The following is a 21345-nucleotide window of genomic DNA, read 5'->3' on the forward strand; positions in this document are numbered from 1 at the left end:
AGGAAGAACAATGAGTGCAAAAATTTTGGTGGTAGATGATGCGGCGTTCATGCGCATGATGATTAAGGATATCTTGACAAAGAATGGATTTGAAGTCGTAGGGGAAGCGGAGAACGGTGTGGATGCGGTCGCAAAATATCGTGAACTCATGCCGGACCTCGTCACGCTCGACATCACGATGCCAGAGATGGACGGTTTGGCCGCTTTGAAAGAAATTCGTGGCTTTGATTCAAACGCGAAAGTAATCATGTGTTCTGCGATGGGACAACAAGCGATGGTGATCGACGCAATTCAAGCTGGGGCGAAAGACTTCATCGTCAAGCCGTTCAATGCGGAACGGGTCGTCGAAGCGGTTTCGAAAACGGTCGCACAATGAACAAGTGGTGGTTGATTATCCTTCTCGTGGTCGGGCTAAGCGTCCCGGCCACGGTCGAGGCCGCCACCGTCGATCAACAGTTCGAGCAACAACAGCCAGACGCTGAAGACCAGCCGGTGAAATCGGCCGTCTCATCAGTCGGGACAGCGATCAAGCTCATCTTGAGCATGGTCGTTGTCATCGGCGGTTTTCTCGTCCTCGTGCGTTGGTTGAACGCACGCACGCAAGGCGTCAAAACGGCACAGCATTTGACACATCTCGGCGGGGTACCGCTCGGCAAAGACCGATCGGTACAACTCGTCAAGCTCGGCGAACAAGTTTACGTGCTCGGAGTCGGTGACTCGATTCAACTGCTTGATCGGGTCGATGCCGAAGCGATGGATGAAGCGATCCACGACGCGCCAGCCTTGAACAACTCGAACACATCGGCTTTTCTCGACACGTTTAAACAGCAATTGGCCCAGATTGAAGAAGTGAGGAAGAAACGATGACGACGATTGAACAACTGATCAACCTAGAGACACCAGATAGCACATCGACTTCGATCAAATTGTTAGTCGTGTTGACACTGCTCACGCTCGCGCCATCTTTCTTAATCTTGATGACTTGTTTCACGCGCGTCGTCGTCGTACTTTCCTTTATCCGTCCGGCGCTCGGTACGCAGCAAACACCGCCGAACCAACTGATTATCGGGCTCGCCCTGTTCATCACGTTGTTCGTCATGTCACCGGTGCTATCGGAGTTGAATGACAAGGCACTATCGCCATACATGGACGACCGAATCAGTCAAGACGAGGCGTTCGAAGAGGCGGGGAATACGATGAAGCGGTTCATGGCCCAATACACGCGCCAAGAAGATTTGCAATTATTCATTAAATATGGGAACTATGAGCAACCTGAGTCGGTCGAAGACGTCCCACTCCTCGCGATGGTTCCGGCCTATGCGATTAGTGAACTGAAAACGGCATTTCAAATCGGATTCATGATCTTCTTGCCGTTCTTAATTATCGATATGGTTGTGGCGAGTGTCCTTATGTCGATGGGGATGATGATGCTTCCACCGGTCATGATCGCCTTGCCGTTCAAACTGTTATTGTTTGTGTTGGTGGATGGATGGCACTTGATTGTGGAGTCCTTGCTTAGAAGTATGTAGGAGGAACGAATATGACGCAGGAAATGGTCATCTATTTGGCGACGGAGAGTGTGTGGACGTTATTAAAAATCTCGATGCCGCTCTTGTTGATTTCACTCGTCGTCGGTCTCGTCATTTCGATTTTACAGGCGACGACACAGATTCAAGAGCAGACGTTATCGTTCGTCCCAAAAATCGTCTCGGTGTTTATCGGGCTCGTTATCTTTGGGCCTTGGATGCTGCAACAGATCGAAGGGTTCACCCGATTGATTTTTGAACTGATGGTCGAGGTCGCCTCGAAATGAACGCGGTCGATTTTATCAGTCTATACGGTTTGACGTTCGCACGTCTGTCCGGTTTCTTCGTGAGCGTCCCGTTGTTTTCATCCCGACAGCTACCTGTCATGCATCGCGTCGCCTTCAGTGCTTTTTTAGCCTACTATGCGATGTTCACGGTGACGGAGCCGCTCGAGCTCGGGCAAGCCTATATCTTGCAAGTGTTATACGAAGTGCTGATCGGCTTGGTGCTCGGCATATTGATCAATATTTTGTTCTTTGCGCCCCAGATTGCGGGAGGGGTCATCGATTTGCAGCTCGGACTCGCGATGGCATCGGCGTATGACCCGATGTTCGGAGGCCAGTCGCCATTGATCGGACGTTTTTATTACATCTTCACATTGTTTATCATGCTGTCGAGCAATTTACATTTACTGCTGATCGATGGCATCTATTATAGCTTTCAAATATATCCACCGGGCCAGCCGATCATCAACTTTAGTGAAGCGTCGCTCATGATGGCCGTGAAGGTCGTCACGATGACGATGATGGTCGCTTTACAGCTCGCCTTTCCGCTCATGGCATCGCTCTTGCTTGTCGACATGGCGCTTGGGTTCTTGGCGAAATCGGCCCCGCAGTTCAATATTTTTGCAATCGGATTCTCATTCAAACTGATTGCAGGTTTCTCGGTCATGGTCGTCATGATGGGGTTGACCTTGAACGGCATCAGCCAGTTCATCCCGATTTTACAAGAAGTGTTGCGTGATTTTATGACATTGCTAGGAGACGCCTCATGAAGCCTCTATATACCTTATCGGTCGATCTTCAATTTTTTGCAGGAGAAAAAACCGAAAAAGCGACCCCGCGTAAGCGGGAGGACTCGCGCAAGAAAGGCCAAGTCGCCAAGTCGGCCGATTTGACCGGCGCGTTCGCCTTGTTCGCGATGTTTCTCATGTTATCGTTTTTAGGTCCGTATCTCGGCAAGCAACTGTTCGGGTTGACGAAGGATTTGCTCGGTACGAGTTACTTGTTGTTCGACTTATCGAATGGATTGTCCGGGATGCTTACCGACTTGTTGCTTCGTGTCGGTTTGATTGTGGGACCGTTCTTCGTCGTCGCGGTCGTGTTCGGGATTTTGATCAACTATCTTCAAATCGGGACGTTGTTCTCGGCAGAGGCGATCCAACCGAAACTCGAACGCATCGACCCGATCAAAGGGGTCAAGCGGATTATCAGTATGAAAGCGGTCGTCGAATTTTTAAAGTCCTTATTCAAATTATTGATTATCCTGACGACTGCTGTTGCCGTGCTCTGGCAGAATCAAAAAGAGCTGTCCCGGATGGCTGTCGAACATGTCCGTGAATCGGTCATCGCGCTCGCGAGCATCACGATCGAACTTGGACTATGGGTGAGCGTCGCCTTGCTCGCACTCGCGTTGCTCGACTTTTTCTATCAACGATTCGATTTTGAGAAATCGATTCGCATGTCGAAACAAGATGTGAAGGACGAGTATAAAAACAGTGAAGGTGACCCGCTCATCAAGTCAAAAATCAAACAACAACAACGGGAGATGGCGATGCGCCGCATGATGCAAGAGATTCCGAACGCGGACGTCGTCATCACAAACCCGACCCATTATGCCGTCGTCATTCGCTATGACGACACGAAAGACTTTGCGCCGCTCGTCGTCGCCAAAGGCGTCGACCAAGTCGCCTTCAACATCCGCGACGTGGCCAAAGAACATGACATCCCGATTGTGGAAAATAAACCGTTGGCCCGCGCACTTTACGCCCAAATGGATATCGGGGAAGTCGTTGACGAGTCGTTTTATCAGGCGATCGCTGAAGTGCTCGCGTTCGTCTATCAATTGAAACAACCGTCTTGAGGAGGAGTATGTGTTGGCTGTAAAAGCGAAAGATTTCGCGGTATTGATCGGCGTTCTTATGATCGTCGTCATGCTCGTCATCCCGTTACCGGGGTTCATATTAGATTTTTTAATCATTGTTAATATACTGATCGCCTTGCTGATTTTGCTCGTCGCGATGAACGCCCGCGAAGCGCTCGACTTCTCAGTCTTTCCTTCGCTCTTGTTGATCGTGACGCTGTTCCGGCTCGGATTGAACGTGTCGACGACGCGGTCGATTCTTTCGACCGGGTACGGGGGAGAAGTTATTGCGACGTTCGGGAACTTCGTCGTCGGAGGAAACGTGCTCGTCGGGTTCGTCGTCTTCCTTATCCTCGTCATCATCCAGTTCGTCGTCATCACGAAAGGGGCGGAACGCGTGTCGGAAGTATCGGCTCGCTTCACGCTCGACGCCATGCCTGGTAAACAGATGGCGATTGATGCCGACTTGAACTCAGGATTGATTGACGACAAGGACGCTCAAATCCGTCGAAAAAAAATTCAAAGTGAAGCCGACTTTTACGGATCGATGGACGGGGCCTCGAAGTTCGTCAAAGGGGACGCCATCGCCGGGATTATTATCGTCGTCATCAACTTGATTTTTGGAATCATCATCGGGACCGTCCAAATGGGCCTCCCGGTCGGTGAAGCGTTCCAGACGTTCTCACTCATGACGATTGGGGACGGGCTTGTCGGTCAAATCCCGGCGCTCCTTATCTCGACGGCGACCGGCATCATCGTCACGCGTGCCGTGTCGGATGGGAATTTAGGAGAAGACGTCGTCGACCAGCTCGGTCAAAATCCGACGCTCCTCTATATCGCCGGCTCGATTGTGATCATGCTCGGGTTTATCTCACCGAGTCTGCTCCCGGTGACGGTCATCATCGCCGGTGTCGCTTTCTATGGGGCGTATGCGATGCGCCGCAACATGAAACGAGTCATCGATACACCGCTACCGGAAGAAGAACAAATGGCACCGACGGAGACCGTCGTGTCGCTGCTACAAATCGATGCCATCGAGTTCGAGTTCGGTTACGGACTTATCCCGCTCGCCGATGAGTCGCAGGGCGGCGACCTGCTTGACCGGGTCGTCATGATTCGTCGTCAGCTCGCGCTCGAACTCGGCTTCATCTTGCCGACGGTCCGAATTCGAGATCATTTGCAACTGTCTCCGAACGCGTACCGCATCAAAGTGAAAGGCAACGTCGTCGCTGAAGGGGAGCTGTTGCTCGATCATTACTTGGCGATGAGCCCTGGCATCGAAGACCCGGAAGTATACGGCATCGAAACGACGGAACCGGCGTTCGGCCTCCCGGCTCTCTGGATTGACGAAGAGACGCGGACTCGCGCTGAAATGAGCGGGTACACCGTCGTCGATCCGCCATCGGTCGTCGCGACGCATTTGACGGAGACGCTCAAGAAACATTCGGCAGACCTTCTCGGCCGTGAAGAGACGAAACAACTCGTCGAACACTTGAAAGAGACGCACCCGGTGCTCGTCGAAGACGTGACACCATCCGTCCTATCGATTGGCGACATTCAAAAAGTGCTCCGTCATCTATTGAAAGAACACGTCTCGATTCGCAATTTACCGCTCTTGTTCGAGACGATGGCCGATTATGGAAAAGTGACGAAAGATGCCGATATCCTCGGCGAATATTGCCGCCAAGGCCTGTCCCGTCAATTGACGGACCAAGTCAGCCCGCCGGACGGACCGCTCTACGTCGTCACACTCGGTGGCCAGACCGAACAGCTTATTCAAGACGCCGTTCAAAAAACCGAGTTCGGGAACTATTTGGCGCTCGACCCGGAACAGGCGCGCGAGATTATCGAACGCTCGGGTGAGCAACTGTCGATGTTCGAACGCTACGGGGCTTCGGCCGTCATTTTATGCTCGCCGACGATTCGTTTGTTCGTGAGACAACTGCTCGAACGATATTATCCGGACGTACCGGTTCTCGCCTACAACGAGCTGCTCAGCTCGATTGAAGTGAAAAGTATTGGGGTGATTTAAATGCAAATCAAAAAATATACCGGCAAGACGATGGCGGAAGCGATGGCGAAAGTCAAACAGGAGTTTGGTGACGACGCCGTGATTTTGAACTCCCGTCAAGTGAAGAAAGGCTGGCTCGGCCTGTTCGCATCGCAACACGTCGAGGTCATCGCCGCGCTCGAGAAAGCACCGCTCGCTGTCAAACCGCGTGCCGCGACGAAACCCGTCGCACCATCGAAGCCTGTGAAGGCTACGACGCGTCCACCGCACCAAACGAACGAATCAAGTCAGGCGGCGACCGTGTCGACGTCGAGACGGTTGCCCGCAGCGCTGGCGCATGTCGAATCACTGCTCGCCTCCGAGTCGTTCCGTGGTGAGACGTGGGACGAAGCGATCAACGAGCTGTATTACACGACAAAATCGGTGGAAGTCGTCGAACGCTACGTGCGTGATCAAATCCGGAGTTCCTTCTTGGCTGTCCCCGAACCGAAACGGTATATGATGCTCGTTGGTCCGACCGGGGTTGGCAAGACGACGACGCTCGCCAAACTTGCCGCTCACTACAAACTCGAGCATGGGCTCTCGGTCGGTCTCATCACAACGGACACGTACCGGATCGCGGCAATCGAACAATTGAAAACGTACGCCGAGATTTTAGACATCCCGGTCGAGGTCGCCTACGACTTCAATGACTTCAAACGAGCGAAACAACTGTTCGCACGGAAAGACATCATCTTGATTGATACGGCCGGTCGCAACTTCCGCGACGAGGCGTACGTCGAACAGTTCGAGCGACATCACGATTTCTCGGAAACGAGCTTGTCGCTCGTCCTCAGCTTGACGTCGAAGATGCGGGATATGGACATGATTTATCGCCAATTCGAACCGTTGCCGCTCCAGTCGCTCATCTTCACGAAAGCCGATGAGACGAGTGACATTCACGCGATGTATCGGATGGTCCGCGAGAGCGGACTGCCGGTCGCTTGGCTAACGGACGGACAAGAAGTGCCGGACGACCTTGTCGCCGGAGAGCCGGACCGATTGACGGATCGTTTACTTGAGAAAGAAGGGTGGACCCAATGGACCAAGCAAGACGTCTGAGGGCGAAAACGGAGACCGCACCGACGACAATCGCTTTTGCGAGCGGGAAAGGCGGGGTCGGTAAAACGAACGTCTGCGTCAATACGGCCATCGGTCTCGTCGAGCTCGGGAAACGTGTCTTGATCGTCGACCTCGACATCGGGATGGCGAACGTGCACATTTTATTGAACGCGTCGCGGTCACGAACGATGATGGATTCGGTAAAAGCGCGAATTCCGCTCGCCGCCTCGGTTCAGAAAGACGTGCATGGTGTCGATATATTACATGGGGGAAGTGGGCTCGACGAACTAGTCCAATTCTCACATGCAGATATGCAATTTTTTATGCGTGAACTCGAAGTGCTGACCGAATACGATTATGTGTTATTCGACATGGGGGCCGGGGCGACAGACACGTCGCTCCAGTTCATCGAGGGATGCGATGAGATGTTCCTTATCTTGACGCCTGAACCGACCTCGCTCATGGATGGATATGCCTATACGAAGCTCGTTCATCGTCAAAGTCCGGACTTACCGCTCGGTGTGATCGTCAATCGGGCCCAATCGGGTGAAGAAGCGCTGCAATGTTTTGAACGAATGGAAGTTGCATGTGAGCAGTTTTTAAAGAAATCGATTCGATTCCTCGGGTATTTACCAGATGACGCCACGGTCAGACGAGCGGTCATCGCCCAAGTCCCGTTTTACCATCTGGACCGGAAGAGTGACATCAGTTGGCGGCTTGAACGGATTTTAACGACATTGACCGGGACACCGCCGAAGCCGCGTCATTTTATGGAACGCTTGATGGGGAACTTGAAACGTCAGTGGAACCGAGTCTAACGACAGGGAGGCATTATAGATGGACGTGAACGAATACTTAGGATTGTTTTTAGACGAATCTCAAGAACATATCCAATCGGTTAACACCCAGCTGTTGAAACTAGAACAGACGGGCAGTCAGGAAGCGATTCAAGAGATTTTCCGCTCGGCACACACGCTCAAAGGGATGTCGGCGACGATGGGATACGAGAGTGTCGCCAACTTGACGCATGAGATGGAGAGCGCGCTCGATTTGGTTCGAGCCGGAAAGAAAGAGAGCAACCAGTTGTTGCTCGATACGATGTTCTCGGCCATGGAACAAATCGAAGAGATGATCGCTGATATCGAGACGGGAGGCAGAGGCGCAAACATCGATGTGACGGCGACAGTGTCCGCGTTCCAGTCATTTATCGGTAGCACTCCGAAAGCAGTCGAGGTGGTCGATGAGACGGTCTTCACGGCCGACCTATATACCGATTCGGTCATCACGCAAGCGAAAGAGACCGGCTTCGAAGCGTTCCAACTTCATGTGAAGCTATCGGATGCCGTCGTGTTGAAAGCGGCGCGCGCCTACATGGTGTTCGATCGCCTCCAAGAACTCGGCGAAGTCGTCCGGACGGTTCCTGAGACCGAGGCGATCGAGCAAGAACAGTTCGATCTCTCATTTGACGTCTTGTTCGTGTCTCAGGAGTCAGCGGACGTGATTGAGCATGCCGTGTCCCAAGTGTCGGAAGTCGAGCACGTCCAAGTGACACCTTACACGAGTGCGGCAGCCGGTGCGCCGGAAGTCGCCGTCAGTGCCGAGAGTGTCGCCGTGGCCGAAGTGAAACCGAAAGCGGTGGAGGCGGACGAACCGAAAGAACAGGCCGTCGCACAAGCGAAGACGATTCGTGTCAACTTAGAGCGGATCGATCGTCTGATGAACTTGTTCGAAGAATTCATCATCGATCGCGGTCGTCTTGAGCGGCTCGCCGACGAAGTCGGTCAACCTGAACTGAACGAAACGGTCGAGAAAATCAAACGCGGTACGAACGAACTTCAATCGCTCGTCTTGACCCTCCGCATGATGCCGATCGAGCAAGTGTTCAATCGCTTCCCGCGCATGGTGCGTTCGGTCGCGAAAGATATCCATAAAAAAGTCCAACTTGAGATCACCGGTGCTGAGACCGAGCTCGATCGGACAGTCATCGATGAGATTGGTGACCCGCTCGTCCATTTGATTCGTAACGCCATCGACCACGGCATCGAGTTGCCGGAAGTCCGCCTCGAAGCCGGGAAGCCGGAACAAGGTCGACTCGCGCTTCGCGCTTACCATGGCGGCAACCGTGTCTTCATTGAAATCGAGGATGACGGGGCAGGGATCAATGTCGATAAAGTCCGCTCAAAAGCACTCGAACGAGGCGTCATCACGCCTGAAGAAGCGACGGCGATGACGGACAACGAAGTAGCCATGCTCATCTTCGCACCTGGATTCTCGACGGCAGACGTCGTCACCGATCTTTCAGGTCGCGGCGTCGGACTAGACGTCGTCAAAAACAAGATCGAATCGCTCGGCGGGGTCGTCACGCTCGAGACGGTCGTCGGACAAGGGACGAAATTCCAAGTCAGCTTGCCACTCACGCTCTCGATCATCTCGGCGATGCTCGTACAAGTCGGCGATGAGACGTACGCCGTTCCGCTGTCATCGATTCTCGAGACGACGCTCCTCGACGAGGCCGACATATTGACGGCCCATCGCGAACGCGTCTTCGACTTCAGAGGTCAGCTCGTCCCGCTCGTTTACTTGAAAGAAATGTTCGCGATCGAAACGGAAACGAAGACGCAATTCCCGGTCGTCGTCGTCCGCAAAGGAAACAAGCTCGTCGGTGTGGTCGTCAATGACTTGATTGGCCAACAAGAGATCGTCATGAAGCCGCTCGGAACTTATCTCGAGGGCATCCCGGCCATCTCTGGTGCGACGATACTCGGAGACGGGCGTGTCGCCTTGATTGTCGACAGCAACGATCTGTTCTAAGGAGGAAGAAGGATGGAACAAAAATGGGTAGTCTTTTCATTGGGATCGAACACATACGGAATCGATGTCCAGTCAGTCCGCTCGATTGAACGGGTACAACCGGTCACACGCGTCCCGAACGCGCCGGCTCACGTCAAAGGTGTCATCAATCTGCGCGGGGTCGTCACACCGGTCATCGACCTTCGGCTCCGTCTCGGTTACGAGGCAGTCGAACCGACCGAAGAAACACGGATTTTGATCGCTTCACTCAATCAAGGCGATGCCGGCTTTATCGTCGACCGGGCCAACGAGGTCGTGGAAAGCGAAGACGTTCGCATCGAGCCGATTCCGGAGTCGAGCCGAGACATGTTGTCGGCTCACTTGACGGCGATTGCCAAAGGTGAGGACAAATTGTTCTCGCTCCTCGACGCCAACGCATTATTCGAGGAACAGCATGCTGAGTGAGTTCGAGCAAGATTTATTGAAAGAACTCGGCAATATCGGTTCTGGTCATGCCGCGACGGCATTGTCGACGCTCTTGGGCAAGCCGGTTACGATCACCGTCTCCTCGGCGGAGATGGAACCGATCACATATTTGCCGGAACGCGTCGGCGGGCCGGAACGTCACGTGGCGTCCGTCTTGTTGGAGCTCGGCGGTGACATTAGCGGCATGATTCTCATCTTGTTTCCGGTCGATGATGCCGAAACAATGGTCGCTTCCCTCATCGGAAGCACGTTCTCGTTCCAAACGGCGGACGAGCTCGGCCAGTCGGCATGGGAAGAAATCGGAAACATCATGAGCGGGGCTTACGCCCGGGCGCTCGGGGATTGGCTCGATACACCAATCTCCATCCAAGTCCCGGCGACAGCGGTCGACATGGCGGGTTCGATCGTCGAATTCGTCGTCACGTCGGTCCAACCTGAGGAAGATGCGGCACTCTACATCGATACGACGTTCCGCATCGATGAGAAAGTAAGTGCTGGGCATGTGTTGTTCCTACCGACGCATGGCTCGCTCGAACGGATACAACAGCGGTTGATTGGCCATGGCTGAAGTCATCAAAATCGGCATCGCGGAATGGAAGCAGACGACCGCGCCGAACAAATTGCGAACGGCAGGACTCGGTTCGTGCGTCGGCGTCATCTTGTATGACGTCCGGCTCCAAGTCGCGGCGATGGCCCATGTCATGTTGCCGGATTCGGCGATTGCCCGGAAACACCAAACGGTTGAAGTAGGAAAATATGCGGATACGGCCATCGATGCGCTCGTCGCGTCGTTGAAACGGGCCGGAGCGGGTCGGCTGCAAGCGAAGATGGCCGGCGGCGCCCAAATGTTTCAATTCAAGTATGAGAACGAGGCGATGCGGATCGGTGAACGAAACGCCGAAGCCGTGCGCAACGCACTGAAAGCGCACCGTATCCCGCTCATCGCAGAAGACTGTGGCGGGCATAACGGACGGACGATCGAATTTGATGTGGCGACTTGCGTCCTGTCGATTCGAACGGTCAGCGTAGGAACTAAGGAAATCTAGGGGGGATCGACATGACGACTCAGCTTACCGAGTTGTGGGATCGTTGGAACACTGACCGCGATATGGATACAGCGAATGAACTATTGGCGCACTACGAGTTCCTCATCCATTATCACGTGCAACGAATGATCGTGACGCTCCCGAAGAGCGTCGAACGCGACGAATTGAAAAGTTTGGGTTACATGGGATTGTACGATGCCCTCATGAAATATGATCCAGAACATAACAACAAGTTTGACACGTACGCGGCGTTTCGGATACGTGGCGCCATCATCGATGGGCTGCGGAAAATTGATTGGTTACCGCGTTCGGTGCGCGAACGCGTGAAAAAAATTGATCACATCGCCGAACAACTCGAGCAGAAGTTGCACCGGGCCCCGACGAAAGAAGAACTCGCGAGCGCCTGCGAACTGCCGGTGTCGGAAATCGAGAAGGCGATGGCGGAAGGGTACTTCGCGAACATGTTGTCGATCGATGAAGCGGTGACGCTTCAAGAAGAAGGCAAGGTCATGTCCGTCACGTATTTCGACCCTGACTCTGAAAAACCGGAGGATACGCTATTGCAGCGCGAGCTGCTCGACGTGCTGACGACCGAAATCGAGCACTTGTCCGAGAAAGAACGTCTCGTCGTCTCGTTGTTCTACTTCGACGAGTTGACGTTGACCGAGATTGGCGAAGTGTTGGAACTGTCGACGTCACGTATCTCCCAAATCCATTCCAAGGCGTTAAAGACGTTAAAGCTTGCACTTGGACGTTCGTATTTAGAAGAAAAGACATCGTGAAGGAGGGATGGAGATGACCATCGTATATATCGCAATCGCCTGTATCGTCGCTTACGGACTGCTGATCTTATTTCGTCAAGTCCAGGCGTTGACCGCTCGCGTCACGCAACTCGAGCACGAGAAACGTGAGACCGAGGCCCTCCTGTTGTCGTTCATGGAATCGATGAACGATGTCGTGAAACAACCAGCGTCCTCAAACGAAGAGGTTGCCGGTGCTCAGTCGACCCATGCGGAGCCAAAACGAGAGACATCGGATGACGATACGCAATCAGCACCGCACGTCGAGGACGTTTTACTGAACCATTCGGTCCGGGAGACGGCCCGACTCCTCGGAAAAGGTGAGGGAGAAGTCGCCCTTTATGCCAAACTTCGCAAAAAGTGAGAGTTGCCGGATTGGCGGACATATGCTATAGTATTTTTTGGTGTTAAACACATCACACACGTCTCGGGATGGTATTCCTCGGTGCCGAAAGGTCGGAATACAACGATGAACGAGGCGGAGGACTTTTTTAAACCACAAGGAGGAAATTTATCATGGCAGTAATTTCAATGAAACAATTGCTCGAAGCTGGTGTACACTTCGGTCACCAGACACGCCGTTGGAACCCAAAAATGGCGAAATACATCTTCACGGAGCGTAACGGCATCTACATCATCGACCTTCAAAAAACGGTCAAAAAAGTAGACGAGGCGTACAACTTCGTTCGTGAACTCGCGGCAGAAGGCGGAAACGTCCTCTTCGTAGGTACGAAAAAACAAGCTCAAGACACGATCAAAGAAGAAGCACTCCGTTCAGGTATGTACTTCATCAATGAGCGTTGGTTGGGTGGAACACTCACAAACTTCTCAACAATCAAAAAACGTATCAACCGTTTGAAGCAGCTTGAGAAAATGGAAGCTGACGGTACGTTCGAAGTACTTCCTAAGAAAGAAGTCATCATCTTGAAAAAAGAAATGACACGTCTTGAGAAGTTCCTCGGCGGAATCAAGGACATGCCAGGTGTTCCTGATGCACTCTTCATCGTTGACCCACGTAAAGAGCGGATCGCGATTGCAGAAGCTCACAAATTGAACATCCCAATCGTTGCGATTGTCGACACAAACTGTGACCCAGACGAAATCGACTACGTCATCCCAGCGAACGACGATGCGATTCGTGCCGTTAAATTGCTCACTTCGAAGATGGCAGATGCAATCATCGAAGCGAAACAAGGCGAAGAAGAAGTAGCTGAAGAAGCGGTAGCTCCAGAAGCTGAAGCGACAGAAGCTGAGTAATCAGTCAGACAACAGGTGATAAAGGGAAAGCCTTTTATCACCTTTTTTTAGGACACGTATATAAAGCCTTAGTGCTTTTTCTTAAAAAATTGTAAGTTTTACAAGGAGGAATTTCCGATGGCAGTTACAGCAGCAATGGTAAAAGAACTTCGTGAAAAAACAGGTGCAGGTATGCTCGATTGCAAAAAAGCACTCACTGAAACAAACGGTGACATGCAAGCAGCAATCGACTTCCTTCGTGAAAAAGGGATCGCGAAAGCAGCAGCTAAAGGCGACCGTATCGCAGCAGAAGGTTTGACGGCAGTAGCGGTTGAAGGCAACAAAGCTACGCTCGTCGAAGTTAACTCAGAAACAGACTTCGTTGCGAAAAACGAGAAGTTCCAAACACTCGTTTCAGACGTAGCAAAAGCTGTTCTTACTTCAGGCGCAACGACAGTTGAAGCGGCACTCGCTTCTGAATTCGTAGCTGGTAAAACGCTTGAAACACACATTCAAGAAGAAGCTTCGACAATCGGAGAGAAAATCTCACTCCGTCGCATCGCTGTCCTTGAAAAAGCGGACGATGCAGTCTTCGGCACGTACCTCCACATGGGCGGCCGCATCGGTTCAGTCGTTGTCCTCGACGGTACAACAGACGAAACAGTTGCAAAAGACGTAGCCATGCACGTAGCAGCAGCACGCCCACTTTACGCGACACGCGACGAAGTATCGGCTGAAGAAGCAGATCGTGAGAAGAAAGTCTTGACTGAGCAAGCCCTCAACGAAGGCAAGCCTGCCAACATCGTCGAGAAGATGATTGCGGGACGTATGAACAAGTACTTCGAGGAAATCTGCCTCGTCGACCAAACATTCGTTAAAGACGCTGACTTCAAAGTTGGGAAATACGTAGAGTCTAAAGGCGGCCGTATCAACTCATTCGTACGTTACGAAGTTGGAGAAGGTATGGAAAAACGCGAAGAAAACTTTGCTGAAGAAGTAATGAACCAACTTAAAAAATAATCTGCATCATTCACATGGTGCTATCAAAATTGGGAACACGTCTGTATAACCTTGAGTTAGTTCGTTAAGGGAGCGTGTTCCCTTTTTTCAAGCAAGAGGAGGCAAAGTATGGAACCGAAATATAAGCGAATTGTGTTAAAATTGAGTGGGGAAGCGCTCGCTGGAGATCAAGGGTACGGGATTGACCCGGCCATCGTCAATTCGATCTCTGGGCAAATTAAAGAATTGGTCGCCTTGGGCGTCGAAGTTGCCGTCGTCGTAGGCGCCGGGAACATCTGGCGCGGCAAGACCGGTAGCGAGCTCGGCATGGACCGAGCGAATGCGGATTACATGGGCATGCTCGCCACGGTATTGAACTCGCTCGCGCTACAAGATAGCCTTGAAACGAACGGTGTCCAAACACGCGTCCAAACCTCAATCGAAATGCGCCAAGTGGCTGAACCGTACATTCGTCGCCGGGCGATGCGTCACCTTGAAAAAGGTCGCGTCGTCATCTTCGCGGCAGGGACGGGGAACCCGTACTTCTCGACAGACACGACAGCGGCACTCCGCGCAGCGGAGATCGAAGCTGACGTCATCTTGATGGGAAAAAACAACGTCGACGGCGTCTATTCGGCCGATCCGAAACTCGTTCCGGATGCAGTCAAATACGACACGCTCACGTACTTGGACGTCTTAAAGGACGGTCTCCAAGTGATGGATTCGACAGCCACGTCACTATGTATGGACAACCATATCCCACTGATTGTATTCTCATTGCTTGAAGAAGGAAACATCAAACGTGTCGTACTCGGGGAACATATCGGGACGGTAGTAGGAGGAATCAATTCATGAGTGTAAATGACGTATTGAAAACTGCTGAAGAGAAAATGGAGAAAGCCGTTTCCGCGCTGAAGCGTGACTTCGGGACACTTCGGACGGGACGCGCGAGCGCGTCGATCTTGGACCCGGTTCAAGTCGATTACTACGGCGTACCGACACCGCTCAATCAAGTCGCGAACATCAATACACCGGAAGCACGGCTTCTCTTGATTCAACCATGGGACAAGTCGATGGTGTCTGACGTTGAAAAAGCGATCCAAAAAGCCGACCTTGGTCTCTCGCCGTCGTCGGACGGGACCGTCATTCGTCTCGCCATCCCAGCTTTGACGGAAGAGCGTCGCAAAGAGCTCGTGAAAGTGACGAAGAAATATGCGGAAGAAGCGAAAGTCGCTGTCCGTAACGTTCGTCGTGACGCCAACGAAAACTTGAAGAAGCTTGAAAAAGATGGGGACTTGACTGAGGACGACCTTCGCGGTTACGCGGATGACGTTCAATCGTTAACGGATTCGTATATCAAAAAGATTGATGAATCTGCAGCGACGAAAGAAAAAGAAATCATGGAAGTGTAATCACGGAAGTGGTATACCAAAAAGCTGTGTGGGGACCCTTTTACTGAGAGGGTCCCTCTTTCATACAATCAGGAGGATAGAGTATGTTTAAATGGGTGAATCCTAAAACGAAGACCGAGGCGGAACTGAGCATCCCCGAACACGTCGCCATCATTATGGACGGCAACGGCCGTTGGGCGAAAAAGCGTGGACTCCCTCGCATCATGGGTCACCGGGAAGGGATGAAATCGGTCCGGGAAGCGGTTCGCACCGCCCAAGAACTCGGGATCCGTTCGTTGACGCTCTATGCGTTCTCGACGGAGAACTGGACGCGTCCGGAAGAAGAAGTCAACTTCTTGATGAAATTGCCGAAACAATTTTTAGAGACGGACTTAAAAGAACTGGACGAACAAAACGTTCGCGTCCTCGTCGCAGGTGATGTGTCAAAATTACCGCGCGGCACGCGGGATGCAGTCGATGAGGCTCGTACGCGCACGGCGACGAACACAGGTCTGGATCTCGTCTTTGCCTTAAACTATGGTGGCCGCGACGAGCTCGTACAAGCGATGCGCCATATCGCCAGCGATGTAGCGGCAGGGAAGATTCAACCGGACGACATCGATAACGCCATGATCGGACAGCGTCTCATGACAAATATGCAAGACGTCGATTTGATTATCCGGACGAGCGGGGAACAGCGTCTCTCGAACTTCTTGCTCTGGCAAGGGGCGTACGCTGAACTCCATTTCACAGACGTGTTATGGCCTGAGTTCAAACGAGACCACTTCGTCGAGGCAATCGAAGCGTATAACGCGCGGACGCGCCGGTTTGGTGGGGTGTGACATGAAGACTCGAATTATTACCGGTCTTTGGGCCGGTGCCATTTTTGTCAGCTTGATCGCCCTCGGGGGCAGTCCGTTCGTCATCTTGATGGGTGTGCTCGCCTTGATTGGACTGAGCGAGTTCACGATGATGCGCAATCACAAGTTGACGGCGTTTCCGTTCCTTGTGACGTCGCTCCTTGTAGCCTTCCCGTTCGTATTGATGTTGCTCGAGCGACAGCTTGTCATGGGCGAGATGCCGATGTCGACGAATCAATGGATGGTGCTCGGTTTAATGCTCCTCTTGTTTTGGACGGTCGTCACAAAAAACCGTTTCACGTATGAAGACGCGAGTTTTTATTTTGTATCTGCTGTCTATCTCGTCATCGGTTTCTCTAGTTTTGCGCTCGTCCGTCTTTCGGAGGATGGGCTCGTCAAAGTACTTCTCGTCCTGTTCATGATTTGGGCGACCGACTCGGGTGCTTACTTCACGGGCAAAGCAATCGGTAAGACAAAACTGTGGCCCTCAATCAGTCCGAACAAGACGATTGAAGGGGCGGTCGGTGGGATCATCTCGTCTATCGTCGTCGGTCTCGTCTACGTCCTCGTCGAACCGGTGTTGCCGATTCTCGAAGTAGTGGTGCTCGCGGTCGTCGTATCCGTCGTCGGGCAACTCGGGGACTTGGTACAGTCGGCGTATAAACGTCAATTCAACGTAAAAGATTCGGGTCATCTGTTACCGGGACACGGTGGCATTTTGGACCGCTTTGATAGTATGATCGCGGTATTCACCGTCATCTGGGTATTTAATTTGTTATAAAGGAGTGTCAAGATGAAGCGAATCAGCTTAATCGGGGCGACTGGTTCGATTGGCGTACAGACATGTGACGTCATCGAACAGCACCCCGACTTGTTTGAACTTGAGGCATATGCCTTCGGAACGAATGTAGATGTAGCCGAGGAATGGATCAACCGCTTGCGGCCGAAATACGTGTCCGCCAAAGACATCGAAGTGCTCGAACGACTCAAACCACGACTTACATACGAACCACTCTTTTTTATCGGACTTGAAGGGTTGATCGAATGTGCGACCGCAGAGCGGGCTGACATCGTCGTCACAGCCGTCGTCGGGGCTATCGGTCTTGAGCCGACGCTCGCTGCCATCGAGGCAGGTAAAGACATCGCTTTGGCGAACAAGGAGACGCTCGTCACGGCGGGCCATCTCGTCACGGCAGCCGTCAAGAAGCATGGGGTCAGCCTGCTTCCAGTCGATAGTGAACATTCGGCCATCTATCAATGTTTGAACGGTGAACGCCGAGAGGACGTCTCGAAAATCATCTTAACGGCATCAGGCGGGAGTTTCCGTGACAAGTCGCGGGATGAATTAGACAGCGTGACCGTCGCAGAGGCGCTCGCACATCCAAACTGGTCGATGGGGGCGAAAATCACGATCGATTCGGCGACGATGTTCAATAAAGGACTCGAAGTCATCGAAGCGCACTGGTTGTTCGATATCGATTATAATGATATTGAAGTGGTGCTTCATCGTGAGTCCATCATCCACTCGATGGTCGAATTCAAAGACGCCGCCGTCATGGCGCAGCTTGGAAATCCGGATATGCGGGGACCGATCCTCTATGCGCTCTCAGGTCCGAAACGTCTTGAAATCGACGGGAACAAGCGGTTAAACTTGAGAGAAATCGGAACGCTTCACTTCGCAGAAGCCGACTTGACGCGTTATCCGGCCTTACGCCTCGCGTATGAGGCCGGACGCGCCGGTGGTTCGATGCCGACGGTGCTTAATGCGGCCAACGAGGCGGCTGTCGAGCTGTTCTTGAACGGGGAGATCGCTTTCCTCGATATCGAACGGATCGTTGAACAAGCGATGGAGACACATACGGTAATTGCAGAACCGACGCTCGAACAGATCCTTCAAGTCGACCGAGCGGTTCGAGAACAAATTCAGCAAGGAAAGTGAAGGTGGGGAATAGACAATGACGACTTTTATCGCCATCGTTTTGATGTTTGGGGTACTCATATCGGTTCATGAATGGGGACACCTCGTCATGGCGAAACGGGCAGGGATTCTCTGTCATGAATTTGCAATCGGGTTTGGACCGAAAATCCTCTCGTTCAGAAAGAATGAGACGCTGTATACGATTCGCTTATTGCCAATCGGTGGGTATGTCAAAATGGCAGGAGAAGATTTTGAGCCGATCGAAGTGAAAGCCGGTCAACACGTCGGGTTACGCCTGACGAACGCCGGCACGGTCGATCGTGTCTACTTTCAGCCGGATCAGGCAAAAGACGTGCACGTCGTCGGGACGGTCGACAAGTTCGATTCGATTCGCGAATTGAAGATCCAGTTACTCGTCGATGATGAGGTCCGTGTCTATTCACTTGAACGGGACACGCTTCTCGTCGACCAAGGCATGGAAATTCAAATTGCCCCATACGACCGCACGTTCGGAGCTCAATCGGTATGGAAACGTGTGCTCGCGATTGCAGCCGGCCCAGCGATGAACTTCGTCCTTGCCTTCATCTTGCTTGTCATCGTCGGTCTCGTCCAAGGGACGCCAACGGACGATGGACGAATCGGTACGGTGCAGCCAGATTCGGCTGCAGATCAAGCAGGTCTCATGGCGGGAGATGAAATTGTCTCCATCGAAGGCGAGACGATTGATGACTGGCTCGACCTTCGGACTGTGCTTGCCGACCGGGCTGACACGCCAACAGAAGTGACGTATATTCGGGATGATGCAGAACAAACGGTGACGCTCACGCCGCAAGCGGTCGAACAAAACGGCGAGACGGTCGGGATATTGGGCGTGACGAACGCGCTCGAGCGTTCACCGACGAAAGCCTTCACGACTGGGGCTGAGACGACGTGGACGATGTCGACGCTCATCTTTTCCGCGGTCGGTGATTTGGTTACCGGTCAAGTAGGCGTCGACCAATTGGCCGGACCGGTCGGGATTGTCCGCATGACCGATGAAGTGGCGGCGAGCGGGCTCATCATGCTCCTCAACTGGACGGCACTTTTATCAGTCAACTTGGCCATCTTTAACTTGTTGCCGCTCCCGGCACTTGATGGAGGACGACTCATCTTCCTCTTGTTCGAAGCGGTGCGCGGACGGCCGATCGATCCGAAAAAGGAAGGATTCGTCCACTTTATCGGGTTCGCTTTGCTCATGCTCCTCATGTTGATCGTCACGTGGAATGATATTCAATCATTCTTTAAATAATAAAAGTAAGATCTAATCGGGTTATAGAAGGGAAACGTTGATACCTATGAAACAATCGAGACTGTTCATGCCTACGCTTAGAGAAGTGCCGGCCGACGCAGAAGCCATCAGCCATCAACTCCTCGTCCGCGGGGGCTTCATGCGCCAAAACGCCGCTGGAATTTATTCGTATCTTCCACTAGGCCACCGCGTGTTACAAAAGATTCAAACGATCATCCGCGAAGAGATGAACCGGGCCGGTGCCCAAGAATTGCTCATGCCAGCGATTCAACCGGCGGAACTGTGGGAAGAGACGGGTCGCTGGGGTATTTATGGTCCTGAACTTATGCGATTGACCGATCGTCACGATCGTCGCTTCGCCCTCGGTGCGACGCACGAGGAACTCATCACGTCGATCGTGCGCGATGAACTCAACTCCTACAAAAAGTTACCGGTCAACTTGTATCAGATTCAAACGAAATATCGCGACGAGCGTCGTCCACGTTTCGGACTGCTCCGGGGTCGTGAGTTCTTGATGAAAGATTCGTATTCGTTCCACGCCACACAAGATGACTTGGACGACGAATACAAGAACATGTATAACGCCTATTCCAACATCTTTGACCGCATCGGTTTAAAATATCGCCCGGTCGTAGCTGACTCGGGTGCCATCGGCGGGAAAGACACGCACGAATTCCAAGCGCTTGCCGATATCGGGGAAGACACGATTGTCTATACGGACACGTCGAACTACGCCGCCAATATCGAGATGGCAGAAACGCTCGACCGCTATGACATGCAAGCGGCCGAAGTGCTTGCCCTCGACAAGGTCGACACGAAAGACAATAAGACGATTGAAGATGTGGCGCGCTTCTTGAACGTCGACACGAAGACGACGATCAAGTCGGTCCTCTTCAACGTCGATGGCGAGACGGTCATGGCCATCGTTCGAGGTGATCACGAGGCGAACGACGTCAAAGTGAAGAACGCCCTCGGCGGACTCGACATCCAAATGGAAGAAGAAGCGACGATCATCGACTTGTTCGGCTGTGAGCCGGGCACGCTCGGACCGATTCATGCACCGGTCAAAGTCGTGGCCGATTACGCCGTCAAATATTTGGTCGACGCGGTATGTGGCGCCAACGAGGCGAACACCCATTATACGCACGTCAACGCCGAACGCGACTTGTCGCATTTGACGTATCATGACCTCCGTTTCGTCGTCGAAGGCGACATGGCACCTGACGAGTCGGGTCCGGTCCGCTTCGCTCGCGGGATTGAAGTCGGACAAGTGTTCAAGCTCGGCACGCGCTATTCAGAAGCGATGGGCGCGACGTTCTTGAACGAAGAAGGTCGGGCCGAACCGCTCATTATGGGTTGCTACGGCATCGGCGTCTCACGCACATTGTCGGCCGTCATCGAGCAACATCATGACGATCGCGGTATCGTTTGGCCGAAGAGCGTCGCTCCGTTCGATGTGCACTTGATTGCCATCAACACGAAAGACGAAGCGCAAGTCGAACTCGCGAACCGTTTATACGATGAGCTGTCATCGACGTACGATGTGTTGTATGATGACCGTAAAGAACGGGCTGGCGTCAAATTCGCCGATGCTGATTTGATCGGTCTTCCGATTCGTATCAACGTCGGGAAAAAAGCGAGCGAAGGTATCGTCGAAGTGAAAGTACGTGCCACTGGCGAAGTCCTTGAGACGACGGTAGATGAGTTGCCACGTGTGATCACGGCGCAACTGAACGAGGCAAAATGATCGA

General features: G+C 52.6%; 24 protein-coding genes. All 24 read left to right on the top strand.

Annotated elements, in window-relative coordinates:
• The first annotated feature begins 10 nt into the window (after nucleotides 1-10).
• The 24 genes from KNP74_RS07050 to KNP74_RS07165 all read left to right on the top strand — a co-directional run bounded on the left by KNP74_RS07050 (nucleotide 11) and on the right by KNP74_RS07165 (nucleotide 21341).
• Entirely contained in the window at nucleotides 11-376 is a 366-nt protein-coding gene (locus KNP74_RS07050; RefSeq protein ID WP_021067131.1) for a response regulator, read from the top strand.
• A complete protein-coding gene (locus KNP74_RS07055; protein WP_214707459.1) occupies nucleotides 373-867 on the top strand; it encodes a flagellar biosynthetic protein FliO in 495 nt (164 codons plus the stop codon). The genes KNP74_RS07050 and KNP74_RS07055 overlap by 4 nt, the downstream gene beginning before the upstream one ends.
• Nucleotides 864-1529, top strand: a complete 666-nt coding sequence (gene fliP / locus KNP74_RS07060) for a flagellar type III secretion system pore protein FliP (RefSeq protein WP_034777218.1) — start codon at nucleotides 864-866, stop codon at nucleotides 1527-1529. Before KNP74_RS07055 ends, fliP begins: the two co-directional genes overlap by 4 nt.
• Before the next feature lie 11 nt (nucleotides 1530-1540).
• Nucleotides 1541-1813 (top strand): flagellar biosynthesis protein FliQ, encoded by a 273-nt coding sequence (gene fliQ, locus KNP74_RS07065; RefSeq protein WP_034777219.1) that lies wholly within the window; start codon nucleotides 1541-1543, stop codon nucleotides 1811-1813.
• Entirely contained in the window at nucleotides 1810-2580 is a 771-nt protein-coding gene (gene fliR / locus KNP74_RS07070) for a flagellar biosynthetic protein FliR (protein WP_034777220.1), read from the top strand. Before fliQ ends, fliR begins: the two co-directional genes overlap by 4 nt.
• A complete protein-coding gene (gene flhB / locus KNP74_RS07075; RefSeq protein WP_034777221.1) occupies nucleotides 2577-3668 on the top strand; it encodes a flagellar biosynthesis protein FlhB in 1092 nt (363 codons plus the stop codon). The genes fliR and flhB overlap by 4 nt, the downstream gene beginning before the upstream one ends.
• 58 nt (nucleotides 3669-3726) lie before the next feature.
• Nucleotides 3727-5700, top strand: coding sequence for a flagellar biosynthesis protein FlhA (gene flhA / locus KNP74_RS07080; protein WP_251130122.1), 1974 nt, complete (start codon nucleotides 3727-3729; stop codon nucleotides 5698-5700).
• Entirely contained in the window at nucleotides 5701-6780 is a 1080-nt protein-coding gene (locus KNP74_RS07085) for a flagellar biosynthesis protein FlhF (RefSeq protein WP_214763888.1), read from the top strand. It abuts the gene before it with no gap.
• A complete protein-coding gene (locus KNP74_RS07090) occupies nucleotides 6759-7598 on the top strand; it encodes a MinD/ParA family protein (RefSeq protein WP_034777227.1) in 840 nt (279 codons plus the stop codon). The genes KNP74_RS07085 and KNP74_RS07090 overlap by 22 nt, the downstream gene beginning before the upstream one ends.
• A 19-nt stretch (nucleotides 7599-7617) precedes the next feature.
• Nucleotides 7618-9591, top strand: coding sequence for a chemotaxis protein CheA (locus KNP74_RS07095; protein ID WP_214710608.1), 1974 nt, complete (start codon nucleotides 7618-7620; stop codon nucleotides 9589-9591).
• A gap of 12 nt (nucleotides 9592-9603) precedes the next feature.
• Complete coding sequence (locus KNP74_RS07100) at nucleotides 9604-10035, top strand: chemotaxis protein CheW (protein WP_034777232.1); 432 nt, start codon at nucleotides 9604-9606, stop codon at nucleotides 10033-10035.
• Nucleotides 10025-10624 (top strand): chemotaxis protein CheC, encoded by a 600-nt coding sequence (locus KNP74_RS07105; RefSeq protein ID WP_138859595.1) that lies wholly within the window; start codon nucleotides 10025-10027, stop codon nucleotides 10622-10624. Before KNP74_RS07100 ends, KNP74_RS07105 begins: the two co-directional genes overlap by 11 nt.
• Nucleotides 10617-11102, top strand: a complete 486-nt coding sequence (locus KNP74_RS07110; protein WP_138859594.1) for a chemotaxis protein CheD — start codon at nucleotides 10617-10619, stop codon at nucleotides 11100-11102. Before KNP74_RS07105 ends, KNP74_RS07110 begins: the two co-directional genes overlap by 8 nt.
• 11 nt (nucleotides 11103-11113) lie before the next feature.
• Nucleotides 11114-11884, top strand: a complete 771-nt coding sequence (locus KNP74_RS07115; RefSeq protein WP_034777239.1) for a FliA/WhiG family RNA polymerase sigma factor — start codon at nucleotides 11114-11116, stop codon at nucleotides 11882-11884.
• A 13-nt stretch (nucleotides 11885-11897) separates the two neighbouring features.
• On the top strand, nucleotides 11898-12266 hold the full coding sequence (locus KNP74_RS07120) for a hypothetical protein (RefSeq protein ID WP_214710610.1): 369 nt from the start codon (nucleotides 11898-11900) through the stop codon (nucleotides 12264-12266).
• Nucleotides 12267-12418: 152 nt separating this feature from the next.
• Entirely contained in the window at nucleotides 12419-13159 is a 741-nt protein-coding gene (gene rpsB / locus KNP74_RS07125) for a 30S ribosomal protein S2 (RefSeq protein WP_021067146.1), read from the top strand.
• A gap of 117 nt (nucleotides 13160-13276) precedes the next feature.
• Entirely contained in the window at nucleotides 13277-14158 is an 882-nt protein-coding gene (tsf, locus tag KNP74_RS07130) for a translation elongation factor Ts (protein ID WP_138859592.1), read from the top strand.
• Nucleotides 14159-14266: 108 nt separating this feature from the next.
• The gene (gene pyrH / locus KNP74_RS07135) at nucleotides 14267-14992 is read left to right on the top strand and encodes a UMP kinase (RefSeq protein WP_138859591.1); all 726 of its coding nucleotides are present in this window, start codon (nucleotides 14267-14269) and stop codon (nucleotides 14990-14992) included.
• On the top strand, nucleotides 14989-15549 hold the full coding sequence (gene frr / locus KNP74_RS07140) for a ribosome recycling factor (RefSeq protein ID WP_034777248.1): 561 nt from the start codon (nucleotides 14989-14991) through the stop codon (nucleotides 15547-15549). Before pyrH ends, frr begins: the two co-directional genes overlap by 4 nt.
• A gap of 83 nt (nucleotides 15550-15632) precedes the next feature.
• Nucleotides 15633-16370 (top strand): undecaprenyl pyrophosphate synthase, encoded by a 738-nt coding sequence (locus tag KNP74_RS07145; RefSeq protein ID WP_214763889.1) that lies wholly within the window; start codon nucleotides 15633-15635, stop codon nucleotides 16368-16370.
• Between the two features lies 1 nt (nucleotide 16371).
• Nucleotides 16372-17169, top strand: coding sequence for a phosphatidate cytidylyltransferase (locus tag KNP74_RS07150; RefSeq protein WP_138859590.1), 798 nt, complete (start codon nucleotides 16372-16374; stop codon nucleotides 17167-17169).
• 12 nt (nucleotides 17170-17181) lie between these two features.
• Complete coding sequence (gene dxr / locus KNP74_RS07155) at nucleotides 17182-18327, top strand: 1-deoxy-D-xylulose-5-phosphate reductoisomerase (RefSeq protein ID WP_214763890.1); 1146 nt, start codon at nucleotides 17182-17184, stop codon at nucleotides 18325-18327.
• A gap of 16 nt (nucleotides 18328-18343) precedes the next feature.
• A complete protein-coding gene (rseP, locus tag KNP74_RS07160; protein ID WP_138859588.1) occupies nucleotides 18344-19594 on the top strand; it encodes an RIP metalloprotease RseP in 1251 nt (416 codons plus the stop codon).
• Between the two features lie 46 nt (nucleotides 19595-19640).
• Entirely contained in the window at nucleotides 19641-21341 is a 1701-nt protein-coding gene (locus KNP74_RS07165; RefSeq protein ID WP_214763891.1) for a proline--tRNA ligase, read from the top strand.
• Nucleotides 21342-21345: the final 4 nt, after the last annotated feature.

Source organism: Exiguobacterium sp. s141 (assembly GCF_018618085.1).
GTDB classification, from domain to species: domain Bacteria; phylum Bacillota; class Bacilli; order Exiguobacteriales; family Exiguobacteriaceae; genus Exiguobacterium; species Exiguobacterium mexicanum_A.